This window comes from Dactylosporangium salmoneum (assembly GCF_039532525.1).
Lineage (GTDB): Bacteria > Actinomycetota > Actinomycetes > Mycobacteriales > Micromonosporaceae > Dactylosporangium > Dactylosporangium salmoneum.
Window position 1 is genome coordinate 131,898 of the sequence record NZ_BAAARV010000021.1, and the last position, 12,201, is coordinate 144,098.

Genomic DNA, 12,201 nt, shown 5'->3' on the forward strand with positions numbered 1-12,201 from the left:
GGCCGCGCCAAACTCGTCGAGATCACCAGAGCGGGACATCGACCGGCGACTGCCCGAACGAGTCGAGGTCACCGCGTGCGCACGTCGCGTGCCTTCGCGACTGCGGCCTGGTCGAGGGTCGGGCGGTGGGTCGGCAGATGCTGTATCGGTTGACGCATCCGCAGCTGTTGACGTTGCTGGGTTCGGCCGAGGAGTTGCTCGCGGCGACCGGCAACGCGGTGGATCTGTGCCCGGTCTATGGGCATGGCGAGCAGGAGCTCAGCGCGTGAGTGCCGGCCACGGTGGCGGCGGGCGCGGCCGGGAGCGCGGGCTGCCAGCGGCCGGCAGGAACACCACACGGTTCGCCTGAGGGAGGCACGCTGATGTCCACTGCGGGCTTGACCGCCGAACGGCGGCGCCTGCTGAGCCGGCGCAGCCTGCACCTGGCGTACGCGACGGCTGGCTACAACCTTGTCGAAGGGGTCGTCGCGGTCGCTGCGGGCGCTGCGGCGTCGTCGACGGCGTTGCTCGGTTTCGGTCTGGACTCTTTCGTCGAGGTTTCCAGCGCGCTGGTGGTGATTTGGCAGTTCCGGTCGCGTGTTCCCGAGGCCCGGGAGCGGCTGGCGCTGCGCGGTATCGCGGTGTCGTTCTTCGCTCTCGCGGTGTGGATCAGCTTCGACGCGGTCACCGCATTGGTCGGTGCGGAGCGGAGCGGCCGGACGCTTCGCCGGTCGGCATCGGTATCGCCACGGTGTCTGTGGGGGTCATGCCGTTGCTGGTGTGGGCGAAACGGCGGACCGGCCGGGAGCTCGGCTCGGCAACGGTCGTGGCCGACAGCATGCAGACGATGCTGTGTACCTACCTGTCCGTGATCGTGCTGGTGGGTCTGCTGCTCAACGCCACCGTCGGTTGGTGGTGGGCGGATCCGGTTGCCGCCCTGGCCATCGCCGCGGTCGCGGTCCGTGAAGGTGTTGAGGCGTGGCGCGGGGAGCATTGCGAGGACTGCGCCCTGCCGGCCGGCGGCGCCGAACCGGACGGCTGCGGTCCGGGCTGCACCGACGGTTGCTGTTCTGGTGGGGCGCGCCGATGACCGCCGCTGCCGTGACCGCGTTGGTGATGTTGCTGCTCGCGCTGGCCACCGCATTCGGCTGGCGATCGATCGCGCAATGGCGGGCGACAGGTGCAGATTCAGGTCCGCGCGGTCGAGGAGCCTTACCTGCTGGGCACCCCACAGGCCGGCGTATCGGGAGTACGCGGCACACGCCGTGTCGGCGTACGGGTTCCGGGTGCAGAGTCAAGTACGCCGAATGTGCATAGGCCGAGGACGCGGAGTACTCCCGGTCCTGCGACGATCGCCGGCTCGGCGATTCGCTTCCGCTACTCACCCTGAGTTACCGGTGGGGCGGGCCGGCGCCCGGGTCGCGGCATTCCGGATGTTGTGCTTGGCGCTTTCCTTGCCGAGCCGACCTGCCGAGCGGTAGTGAGCGCGGGCTTGCTGGGTCAGCTGACGGTGCGGAGAGCAGGCCAGATCGTCGTCCATGGGGCGCTGATGCCGGTGCACACCGTGACCGGGACGCCCTGTTCACTGTTGTCGATTCCAAGCCGGTTGTCGATATGGGCGACATCCCGGCAGCCGGTGAAGTACCGGGCCCAGTTGGTCGGTCGCCAATCCCCGACGTGGACCACGACAGTGCGCTCGGCGGGTGGGGGTCCCCAGGTCCAGTAGGAATTGTGACCGGAGTAGACCGGCGGCAGTCCCTTGCCGAGGAGGATGAGCGGGCTGGCCTCGCTGTAGTCATTGCTCAGGATCACCGCATGGTCGCGCTGCGCCGGGGGTAGCCCGGCCACGATCTGTTCGACGGTCGCGACGAACTGTGGCCAGCCGATCTGGTTGGCCACGTCGGGCACCGTGGCCGGCAGGGTGGTCTTGGCGTAATCGGCGACCGGCAGGACCGGCAGGGTCAGGATCGCGATCAGCCCGCCGGAGGCGACGGCCGCTGCGGCGAACCCCCCGGTCTTGAGCCGTCGATGGCCCCGGGCGATCCACCCGTCCAGGACGATCCCGCCAGCCGCTATGAACAGCGAGACGCTGCCGATCACGTAGTACGCCTTGCCGCCACTGACGAGGTCCAGGGCCATGGCCACGAGGGCGGCGAGCCCGAGCGGTCGCCACGGCGCGGCCGCCCGCGACCCCAGCACCCAGACCAGGCCCGCGATGCAGACCGGGAACAGCAAGGGACCGCAGAACAGCCATAGGAACGGTAGGACCTGGGCCCGGTTCGTCGCCGCGTACCCGGCGATCTGCGAGGCCATCGTCAGCTGCGGCCAGCCGTGCACGGCCTGCCACGCCAGGTTCGGCGCCCACATCACGGCCGCGATCACGACCGCGGCCCACACCCACGACGAGCGGACGACTTCCCAGCGCCGGCACAGCAGTACCCCGACGGTGAGCCCCGCGGCGAGGAACAGCAGCGTGTCCTTGTTCTCCAGCCCGATGCCCGCGCTCACCCCCACCGCCACCCACAGCCGCCGGTCCCCACCGGCGAGCACCCGCACCAGCAACCACATCACCGCCGCCCAGATCAGCAGGTCCGGCTCGGTGGTGGTGTCGAGATGCCCGGCGGCGAGATACCCCGAGACGCCGGCCGTCACCGCGGCCAGCACCTGCGCCCGGCGTGAGCCACCCAGATCACGGGCGATGAACCCCACGATGATCACGACCAGGGCCATCTCCAGCGCCGGCAGGATCCGCACCGCCGTGGGCGAGACCCCCAAGACCGCGACCGACGCCGCCGACAGCAACGGCGTCAGCGGCGGCTGATCCACATACCCGAACGCGGGATGCTGCCCGGCCACCACGAAGTACATCTCGTCGCCATGGAAGCCATAGGCCCGCGACAGGCTGACCAACCCGGCGACCATCAGCCCGGCCACCAGCCACACCGGCCATGGCACCGGCCACCATCGGGAACCCCTTGGATGCTGGAACGAGGACATGTGTGCGTCCGGCGGCAGTGCCATCTCAGGAGCGCTGCAGTTGGCTCGAAGCACACGACGCCAGGGCAGCGGACGTCGCTATCGCGGCCGCGCCGGCCGCCCAGAAGAGTGGCAGCCAGTCCTGGATCGACTCGAGGTCCAGGTGGACCCGAATGACGGCCAGCATGACCAGCGCCAGCGGCACGGTGGTGGCCAGGACGCTGATGCGGGTGTATCCGAATCGGATCAGCAATGGGAGCTGGATCGAGATGTTGACGGCGAACAGCGCCCAGGACAGCGTCAGCAGCGTTGCCAGGCTACGACCGCCGAACGCCATGTGCTGGGCCTGCGCGAGGAGAGCGGCCAGGGCTGTACCCGTGATGACGATGGCGAAAAAGCTCATCAGGGCCCAGGCGTAATGCCCGAGCAGCACCGTGCGGCGAGACAGGGGCAGGACGGCGTACAGCGTCTGCAGGTCCGCCTTGTCGGCGACCAGGAACGGCTGTGCGGCGACCAACGGGGCGAGCAGCAGCGCGAGCGCCGGTAGGAGACCTACCAAGCTGCGGGAATCAATCAGGACGATCACGCCGAACACGAGTAGGCCCTGCGTCCGGTACGGCGCAACGGTGCGCAGGTGGAGCACGGTCATGCGGGCGACGGCGGTCATGCGCACTCCTCGTGCCGGCCGTTGGGCACTCCTCCCGCTGGCTTCCTTGACGACAATCCGATGTGGACGGCGATCTCCTCCAGTGTGGGAACCTCAACGAGGACGCCCCCGCCGAGAAAGTCGGCCTCTTCGGTGCGGACCAGAGCCTGCGCCCCGCTCGATGACTCCTTGACGCCGATCAGCTCGACGCCGACAAGGTCCCTCAGATCGTGGGGCCCGCCCCGCACAACCCGGTAAGCATCCAGGATCTCGTCCTTGCTGCCGGTTCGGACGATGCGACCGCCATGAATGAGCGTCACGTAATCGCCGATGCGATCCAGGTCGGCGGTGATGTGCGTCGAGAACAGGACGCTGTGCCCCTCGTCGAGCAGGAAGTCCCCGATGATACCGACGAGCTCATCGCGGGCCACGGGGTCAAGGCCACTGGTCGGCTCATCGAAGACGAGCAGCCGCGCCCGATGCGACAGCGCCACGGCGATCATCAGCTTCATCGCCATACCGCGGGACAGGTCCTTGACCTTCGCCCGCAGATCCAGGCCGAACTCCTCGAGCAACTGTCGATAGCGGACGGCGTCCCACCGGTCGTAGAAGGGCCGCAGCGTCCGCTCGACCTCGGAAAGCCGCCAGTCGCCCACGAGATAGGTGTGGTCGAGCACCACCCCGACGTCCTGGCGGAGCGCGACCGGTCCGGGCACCCGGTGGCCCAGCAGCTCGATATCGCCGGTCTCGATCCCGCGCATGCCCAGCAGGCAACGGATCGTCGTCGTCTTGCCGGCCCCATTCGCACCGATCAGACCCATGACATAGCCGGTCGGCAGCTCGAAGCTCACATCACGCAACGCGAAGCCGTTGCCCACCACGCAGCCCACGCCACGTAGGGCGAACGCGAGATCGCCGGTCACCGACTCATCCCCTCCTGAGCTGACGCGTACTCATGCTCGGCCTGTATTAATCCGTCCAGGATCTGGATGAGATCCTCACGGTCGAGGCCGGCCCGAAGGGCGGCGTCCAGAGCGGTCTGCAGGCCGTCCTCCACCCGGCGCAGCAGCTGCTCGCGTACGAGCGCCGAGTCCAGCGGCAGGACGTAGGCGCCCTTGCCGGGGACCGTTGCGATGAACCCCTCGCCGGCCAGCTCCGCGTAGGCGCGGGTGGTGGTGATGATGCTGATCCGCAGATCACGAGCAAGTGCCCGCACGGAGGGCAGAGCGCTGCCCTCAGCGAGTTCCCCTGACAGGATGGCCGTACCGACCTGCTCCTTGATCTGCTGATAGAGCGGCACGCCAGCGCTGTTGGACAACACCACCCGCACGAGAGCCCTCCGTCCCTCCTTCGCCTGTACATATACACTATATACAGTCAGCACGGTAGTTACACAAGCGGAATTGCAGGCCCAGCGCGGGCAGAGTGCCATGTCGGGTATCGGCCAAGCCGGGGCACTGCTGCGGTGGCCTGACAAGACGGCGCGTCGGAAGGTCATGACACAGTCATCCCTGCGACAGCGCCTCACCAAGCCCTGGCAGCCTCGTATGCCCTCCGGGATGACACTGTCCACATCGGACCCATGGACCGCGCGCTACGCATCGTCACGTGTTCTCGATCATCACCCCGCGACCTCCGGGCGTGGTGTCGGCTGCGGTTCACCTCGTGGGGATGCGCCAGATAGTGGCGTGTTCATACCCGTCGCGCCGCCCGTCTGATGGCGATGTCTGGTCGTTGTACCGCGGCGATGAGCGGGCTCGCCGACCTCGTCTTCAATTGGCAGCGACTTCCCTCGGCTCGAAGCTCAAGTCCGCGCACAAACGGCGTTCGAGGACGTTGGGCTTTTGTTCGCCGAGGAACTGCGACTGCTCGATCGAGTCGACGACGATGTGGACGCCTGGGAGGCCGCTTACGCCGCCATACGAGCGGCCCTCACCCTCCGCTACCCCCATGCCGGCGAAGTCCCCGAGTTCCTCTTGCATGTCGACGGGGATACTGCGTGGCGGCGCTGGAGCGACGAACCATTTGATGAGGAGCAGCCCACCGAGGCCCTGTCGGTCGCCTTCCCAATCGCGGCAAGAAGCGTGCGTTTGGCGGGGCCACGCCGATACGGGTCACCGCCGCTCACCACTGTGCTGGCGAAACCTGCGAACCAAGCTCATCCGGTAGGGACCTGGGGCCGTCGGCTCCGACGGGCACGTGGCTGCAACATCGAGAGCCCAGCCTGCGTGGTTCGTCTACGGCATTGGGGCGCCGATCGTTTCGAAGACGCCATCTGGGTTGGGCGCGCGGAACGAACTGAGGATGGGGTCGTTGCCTTCAACCCCGAACCGGATGTCGATGGCGGCTGTGCATGCGGTGGCGTACGGGTCTCTGCACTGCAACGTGTACGCCGACACGCCGGCTGGTTCCTTCCCGGTGTCGGCTGCTTGACCCACGGCTGAGATGCGTTGAGGCCGCCGCCTGCCGTAGCCCGGTCATCACGACGGCGGCGTGGTCGCTTGCTCGAGTAGTTGCCGGGCGCTGTCGGCGTAGAACGCGGCGGTGGTCCCGCTGATGCCGAACATGATGGCCAGGTGCAGGGGGTCGGGCCCATGGCTGAGGGCTTCTTCGAGTTGCCGGTCCCGGCGAACCCGGTCCACAGCCGGAAGCGGGGGCCCGAACAGGTGCGTGAGGGTGTAGCTGCTGATCGGTCCGGACGTGCGGGCGGTGTAGTTGCTGATGAGCAGGTGCCGGTTCATCGCGTAGGGCCATCGTTCGCGGCGGTGCCGCAGCCATGCGTCGAGCGCGCGCATGGTGTAGCCGTCGAGGTGGCGTTCCACCGTGCCGATCAGCAACCGGCGGTTGCCGACGTCGATGTCCTCGAGCAGCAGGTGCCGGATCTGGTGGGGACTGGCCGCGTGCACCCCGGCGAGGGCGAGCACCAGGTCGTGCATCGGGCTGGTGCAGGCTGCGCTCAGATCCCGGTAGTCCTGCTCGGTCAGGGTAGCAGCACGGTGCGGGGAGCGTGTCCGGGCCGCAGGCGGCTGGTCGGGTTGGTGAACCTGGCGACCAACCTGCCCCGCCCCGGCGGCCCCCATGACACACCCGAAAGCCGGCACGATGCCGCGGGTCTGGCCGAGGTGGTGCGGCTATACGGGATGCGGAACTGGATCGAGCAGAGCTACAAGCAGGTCAAGGACGAGCTCGGCTGGGCCGACTTCCAGGTCCGCTCCGCCGTCGCGATCGGGCGACACCAGACCCTGGTCCACTGCGCATTCTCGTTCTGCTGGAAGGCCTGGTTCGACCACGACACCGATCAACCGTCCACAATCGACACTCCCAGAGAACCGAGCGCGGACCCGTCACCCGACGCGTCCGCAGAGAGGGGGCCCTCCACCGCCGCAGCCAGCACCACACCCGTGCTGGCCCAAGACGCTCCGCGCAGTGCGTGCCTGGCTGACCCCCCTGGCTGCGCCTGCAACGCTGGTGGAACGCCTGGTCCGACAAGCCCCCGCCCACTGAACTCCAACAACTCCTCGACGCCCTCGCCCGCGGCCACGGCATCGACCTCTACCTACCACCCTGAAGTCAACGAACTACCGCTAGCATGCGTCGTCGACCACACACCTCCCCGCAAGCAAGCTTGGTCGGCTGGCCGAGGCGATGGAGTCCGTCCCGACGCTGAAGCGCGGATCGACGTGATCCGGCGTCGGTCGCGCCGTAATCTCGTCGATCGGCGTATCGGGCGGCCTCAGCGGTCGCAAAATGGTCGGGCGAGCGCGAGGTCGGCGTCCACTCGGCGCAGCAGGTCGAAACCCCACGTGTTGACGCCGTCCAGGTCGACCTCGTTGTAGATGCGAGCTGCAAGGTCGTGCAGCGAGCGGGCGAGCCGGGCGTACTCGAGGTGGGTGAGGTCGAGTCGTTGCGCGCCGTAGGCGTGCAGGAAGCGCACAGGGTCGGGTCCGCACAGGGCGGCGAACAGGTCGTGCTCGCGCGGTGCCAGCATCGTCTGACCCCAGTCGAGCAGCGTCGCGACGCGACCGTCGCGGTCGACGAGGACGTTGTGAGGGAACAGGTCGTGGTGGCACACGATGTGGGGCACGTCGATCGCGCGGGCCCGTTCGATCACCGCTTCGAGGCGGTCGACGTTGGCCATGACCTCGTCGCGGCGGTCGACGATCCACGGGTGGTCGTGCCGGTCGCGCAGCACCTCGATGCACCACTCGTCCATATCGGTGCGGGGTAGGACGAGGTCGGCGATCTCGTGCACGGCGCGCATCGCCCGCGCGATCGCGTCGGCGTCGTTCCACGTTGCCTGGCGGCCGTCGACGAACGGGAACAGCGCGTAGCGCCGGCCATGGTGCTCGGAGGTGTACGAGCCGTCGAGCGCTCGCTGCGCCGCAGGAACGGGGATGCCCCGAGCCGCCAGCTCAGCGGTCAGCGCAAGTGCGGCGTCGCTGTCGGGCTGCTGACGCCAGAGTTTCACGAACCAGCGCCCGTCCGTGAACGCATCCGCTTCGAACCCGCCCGGGTGGGGCCGCAGCTCGCCCACCTCGACACCGAAGGCGTCGCGGACCTGAGTCGTCGTCGGCGGGGTTGCTCCGCTCCACATCGAACCAGGATGCTACCGCTGCCGAGTCCTGCCAGTCGACATCTTTTGCGAGTATCGGCTCGAGTGGCCGTGGATCTGCACGACCAGCCCGTGCCCACAGCGATTGCGGCCACGCACCGGCGGGCTGCAGCACCTCAGACGACGGCGAAAAGTGAATGACTGCCGGGAGATGCGAGGATCGGCGCCTGGGCGGCCGGGGTCCTTCATCGCCACCTCGGCCGCCATGGTCGTCTCGATCGCGGCGACCTCGCCCATCCAGCCTTGCTGTTTGGCCTCCTGGAGCCGGTCGGCGAGATTGGCATGGATTTCCTCCAGCCGCGGCAGCTGAGCTGGGTCAACCCGAAGGAGTGGGCATCTGACACACGCATTTTCGTGCTGGCAAGGCGTTCCGTGGTCGCGACCGCAGGTTCCGAGAGCGACCTTCCGCAACTCGAAGTGCGCGAGGAACTGGTCCCATTCCGCGGCGGTGAGCTCACGGTATTCCTCGCTGGGTCGCTCGGCGCGGCGGCGGGCGATGAAGGCCCGGTGATGCGCGATCACGTCCTCGGGGTAGATCGCCTCTCTCTGGCGACGTCGGATATCGCAACTGTCCGAATGCCTTCCCGCCTTCCCGCGCTGTGGATCAGCCGTGTTGGGTGATCAGTTCGCGGAGTTCGGCCAGGTGGGCGTCGAGGGCGGGGTCGGGTGCGCCGGTCCAGGGTCCGCGGAAGTGGGGTCGTCGGGAGACGAGGTCGGTGAAGGCGGCGATCTGGTCGCGGGCGTTCTCGGCCCAGCTGACGTCCTCACCGACCGTGATGCGGGCGGCGTAGGACAGGTCGATACGTTCCTGCAGCCATGCTGGGGCGAGTTCGGCGCGTTGCTCCGCGGCCGCCGGGTCAGCGGCGGCCAAGGCGGCGATCCGGGCGGCGAGAGCCGGTTGGCCGTGGCGTTCTGCCATGCGTTCGAACCGGGTCCATTCCCGGCCCAGGGAGCCGAGTCGTTCACCCCACCGTTCGATGAGGACCAGGCGCAGCGCGCGAGCGGAGACACGCAGCAGGTGCGTGGCATTGGCGGGGTCTTCGGTTTGGGCTTGGATCGCTTCGGCGAGGGCATCGGTGGCGTGCTGACGCCAGATGTTGATGCGCGCGGCGACGACCGTGGGGTGGAACCGGACGGTTCGTATCCACGTGGCGAACGTGTTGCCGAGCTCGTCCTCAGGGTCGGCGGCGTGCCCGCCGTATGCCTTGTCGATGCCGTGGAACCAGCGCGGTTCGGCAATGCGGGCGACTGCGTGGTCGGGCCCGGCGGCGACCGCGTCGCGGATCTCGGTGGTGGTGAAGGCCAGCCAGCCGACGTCGAGCGCTTGGGCGCGGCCGGATCCGGTCCACCAATCGACGAGTGCGGCGCGGCGCTGGTCGAGCTGGGCTGCGGATGCTGCCGGATCGGTGGAGTCGTCGTAGATGGGGAGCAGGTCGATGTCGGACATGGGCCAGGGCTCCCCGCGCCCGACGCTGCCGGCGACGATGAGTCCGTGGACGCCCGGGGTTTGCCCGAGCACGGTGATGGCTTCGTGGAGTCGTTCGTCGAGCAGCTGTTTCCACCGGTCAGTGGGCTTCACCGGGTTGGGCTCCTTGTCTGTTGGGACGGCGGCTGACGTGGGCGGCGTAGGTGGTCCAGTCGCCGGCGCTGGCGCGTTGCCAGGCGACCGCGACGGTGATGTGAATGCCGAGCATGCAGGCGAGGAGAGCCGCCGGGAGTTCGGTGCTGAGGTGGAACAGCGCGGCGGATCGGTCTTGTCCGGGCCGCAGCCCGAGTTGGCGGAGTCGTGCAGTGAGGCGGGAAGAGCTGACGTGTCGCTCGGGTTGGCCTCCGGGGAACAGCCATTGAGAGGTGCCTTGGTCACCGAGCCGGGCATGGTCGCGGCGGGTGGCGACGAGTTGCAGGGCGAGACCGGCGAGCGGTTCAGGTAGTTCGACAGGCTCGTCGCCGAGGAGCAGCCGGACCGTTTGGCCGTCGGTGGTGACGTGGTCGGTGGTGAGTCGGCAGATGGCCGCGGGCCATTGAGCGTAGAGCAGGACGAACAGCCCGGCGACCCGGTCCTCAGGTTTGAGCGTGTCGTCGTGCAGGAGCCGGCGGGCGTGCTCCCAGCGTGTTTCGGTGTCGATGGCCTGCTGGGGACCGGCCCACTTGACGGCGGGGAGCTCGAGGTCGGTGAGCTTCTGGGACCTGGCCCAGCGAATGAAGTGCCCCACCTCTCGATGCAGGTTGGCTCCGTCGCTGGTCAGCCATCTGTCGAGATCGCCCTGACGAGCCGTTCGCAGGGTGAGTCCGCGCTCGGTAAGCCAGTCGAGCAGTTGCAGCGCGCCTCGCAGATGCCGCATCAGGTTCGCGGCCTGGATCGAGGTCGTCTCGGCACCACGGTTGCGGCTGCGAAGGCGGCGCAGCATGTACCAGATCGCGTAGCGACGCAGGAGGCGCTGCTCGTCGGGGTTGTCGCGCCGACCGATAGTGCGGGCGACCGTCTGTTCCAGCGTGGCCATGTGTTCGTCGCGGGCGAGCAGGGCGCCGGTGGCGACGAGGATCGCACGCAGATGTTTGAGCGGCTTGGTGTCCGGCAGTCCGTCGAGCGCTTCGTGGGTGAGCGCGCGGTCGGCGGCGGCGAGCTGGCGCAGAATGGCGGCGCCGGAGTTCTTGGCCAGCCAGGACAACACGGTGTCGGGCTGTTCGGCGTGCAGCAGGTAGTGGTGCAGCGACGTCAGCTCGGGCCGGATGCTCCCGGTGCCGTCGTCGAGGAGCTCGCGCAGCCGGGCGTCGATGTTGCAACGGGTGCATGGCCCGGCGCCGAACTGGCCTTCCAGACCACAGCCTGGGCAACTGCGCCAGAAACCGGGCCCCGGTCGAGTGCAGGTGGCGCAGAGAGGCTGGCCGCGGGTGCCGCCGCGGACCTGGTCGCAGCGGCTGCAACGCGCCCACCACTGCCGGCATGCCTTGCACCATGGTGCACCGGTTGCCTGGTTGATCGCGCAGGGTGCGGTGTGTGCGCAGATGGCGCAGTTCAACACGGGTTCGGTTCGGCAGGATGGGCAGATCGGCCCGTCCGGGGTGCGGATGCTCACGGCCGGTGGCGGCCGCAGTCGAGGCAGATTTCCTGGTTGGCGGGGTCGGTGATCAGGCAGCGCGGACACAGCGGTTCGCCGTGTTCGCCGCGGGTGGCGGCTTCCCGGATGACCCCGCGGCCGGCGCAGGTCTCGGCTCGGGATTTGGCGACGCAGTTGCGGCAAAGGCGCAGCCCGTCGCAGGGTTTGACCAGGGACAGCACGCGTCCGCAGTGCGGGCAGGGCGGCCGGACGACCTTCGTGGAACCCGCGCCGCAGAGCAGGTCGATGAGGCGCAGCACCGACGGAACGGGTGCTTCGGCGCCTGCGCCGGTCAACAGGTCGGGCCGGTCCTGCAGCGCCCAGCCGAGCTGCTGGCGTTGCCCGGGCTGGCTCACCGCGGCGATGACCGCGGCGGCGACCACTTCGGCCTGCAGAGCGGGGTCGATGCGGGCGACAATGCCGACCACCGTGGCGGTCGCGTCCTGGCTGTCGGGTCGGCAGGCGACGCATCGGGGCCGGCCGTTCCGGTCGCGGGAGTGCAACCGTCGGACCTTGCCGCAGCCGGTGCAGGGTTCCCGGATCGGGCCGCAGACACCGCAGTACCAGTCCTCGCCGCGGCGTTGCAGGGCGCGCAGCTGTTCTCCGCACTCGGTGCAGACGGGTGCCGACACGGCGATGGAACCGGCCCGGCGCAGGGCTATGAGCAGGTCGCCGACCGCTCGTGGCGCCGGCGAGCGGCCGTCGACCAGCAGCGACGGCCTTTCGAGCAGGGCCTGTGCGAGCTTGCGTCGCTTGGCCCGGCCCGAGGCGGTGGCCTCGGTGATCTTCTGGACGGTCACGGCGTCCAGCGAGGGGTCGATACCGGTGACGAGGCCGACGATGACGTCGAGCGGATCGGCGAGCACCGCCGGGGCGAAGACGGGCACGGG

The 12,201-nt window shown here is 68.8% G+C and carries 12 protein-coding genes and 1 pseudogene; 3 read left to right on the forward strand and 10 right to left on the reverse strand.

The window, feature by feature from the left end:
- Together ABD352_RS12805 and ABD352_RS12810 are read left to right on the forward strand one after the other, a co-directional pair.
- Positions 1-269, forward strand: a 269-nt coding sequence (locus ABD352_RS12805; RefSeq protein WP_425553530.1) for an ArsR/SmtB family transcription factor, incomplete at its 5' end; no start/stop codon positions are given.
- A 93-nt stretch (positions 270-362) separates the two neighbouring features.
- A pseudogene (locus tag ABD352_RS12810) lies at positions 363-1,069 on the forward strand (cation efflux transmembrane domain-containing protein).
- Between the two features lie 410 nt (positions 1,070-1,479).
- Here ABD352_RS12810 and ABD352_RS12815 read toward each other — a convergent pair.
- From ABD352_RS12815 to ABD352_RS12845, 7 genes are all read right to left on the reverse strand, one after another.
- On the reverse strand, positions 1,480-2,934 hold the full coding sequence (locus ABD352_RS12815; protein ID WP_344612518.1) for a glycosyltransferase family 39 protein: 1,455 nt from the start codon (positions 2,932-2,934) through the stop codon (positions 1,480-1,482).
- A 67-nt stretch (positions 2,935-3,001) separates the two neighbouring features.
- Complete coding sequence (locus tag ABD352_RS12820) at positions 3,002-3,622, reverse strand: ABC-2 transporter permease (protein WP_344612519.1); 621 nt, start codon at positions 3,620-3,622, stop codon at positions 3,002-3,004.
- Positions 3,619-4,524: an ABC transporter ATP-binding protein gene (locus tag ABD352_RS12825; protein ID WP_344612520.1), complete on the reverse strand. Its 906-nt coding sequence runs from the start codon at positions 4,522-4,524 to the stop codon at positions 3,619-3,621. The genes ABD352_RS12820 and ABD352_RS12825 overlap by 4 nt, the downstream gene beginning before the upstream one ends.
- Positions 4,521-4,931 (reverse strand): GntR family transcriptional regulator, encoded by a 411-nt coding sequence (locus tag ABD352_RS12830; RefSeq protein ID WP_344612521.1) that lies wholly within the window; start codon positions 4,929-4,931, stop codon positions 4,521-4,523. The genes ABD352_RS12825 and ABD352_RS12830 overlap by 4 nt, the downstream gene beginning before the upstream one ends.
- A gap of 442 nt (positions 4,932-5,373) precedes the next feature.
- The gene (locus ABD352_RS12835) at positions 5,374-5,583 is read right to left on the reverse strand and encodes a hypothetical protein (RefSeq protein ID WP_344612522.1); all 210 of its coding nucleotides are present in this window, start codon (positions 5,581-5,583) and stop codon (positions 5,374-5,376) included.
- 498 nt (positions 5,584-6,081) lie between these two features.
- The gene (locus tag ABD352_RS12840) at positions 6,082-6,537 is read right to left on the reverse strand and encodes a hypothetical protein (RefSeq protein WP_344612523.1); all 456 of its coding nucleotides are present in this window, start codon (positions 6,535-6,537) and stop codon (positions 6,082-6,084) included.
- A gap of 797 nt (positions 6,538-7,334) precedes the next feature.
- A complete protein-coding gene (locus tag ABD352_RS12845) occupies positions 7,335-8,195 on the reverse strand; it encodes a phosphotransferase enzyme family protein (protein ID WP_344612524.1) in 861 nt (286 codons plus the stop codon).
- Positions 8,196-8,456: 261 nt separating this feature from the next.
- Between ABD352_RS12845 and ABD352_RS12850 the strand changes: the two genes are divergently transcribed.
- Positions 8,457-8,834 (forward strand): hypothetical protein, encoded by a 378-nt coding sequence (locus ABD352_RS12850; protein WP_344612525.1) that lies wholly within the window; start codon positions 8,457-8,459, stop codon positions 8,832-8,834.
- Here ABD352_RS12850 and ABD352_RS12855 read toward each other — a convergent pair.
- From ABD352_RS12855 to ABD352_RS12865, 3 genes are read right to left on the reverse strand one after another with little or no spacing between them, the layout of a single operon-like run.
- On the reverse strand, positions 8,818-9,792 hold the full coding sequence (locus tag ABD352_RS12855; RefSeq protein WP_344612526.1) for a nucleotidyltransferase domain-containing protein: 975 nt from the start codon (positions 9,790-9,792) through the stop codon (positions 8,818-8,820). The two genes, ABD352_RS12850 and ABD352_RS12855, sit on opposite strands and share 17 nt — an antisense overlap.
- The gene (locus tag ABD352_RS12860; protein ID WP_344612527.1) at positions 9,779-11,290 is read right to left on the reverse strand and encodes a hypothetical protein; all 1,512 of its coding nucleotides are present in this window, start codon (positions 11,288-11,290) and stop codon (positions 9,779-9,781) included. The genes ABD352_RS12855 and ABD352_RS12860 overlap by 14 nt, the downstream gene beginning before the upstream one ends.
- Entirely contained in the window at positions 11,287-12,198 is a 912-nt protein-coding gene (locus ABD352_RS12865) for a hypothetical protein (RefSeq protein ID WP_344612528.1), read from the reverse strand. The genes ABD352_RS12860 and ABD352_RS12865 overlap by 4 nt, the downstream gene beginning before the upstream one ends.
- Positions 12,199-12,201 lie beyond the last annotated feature (3 nt).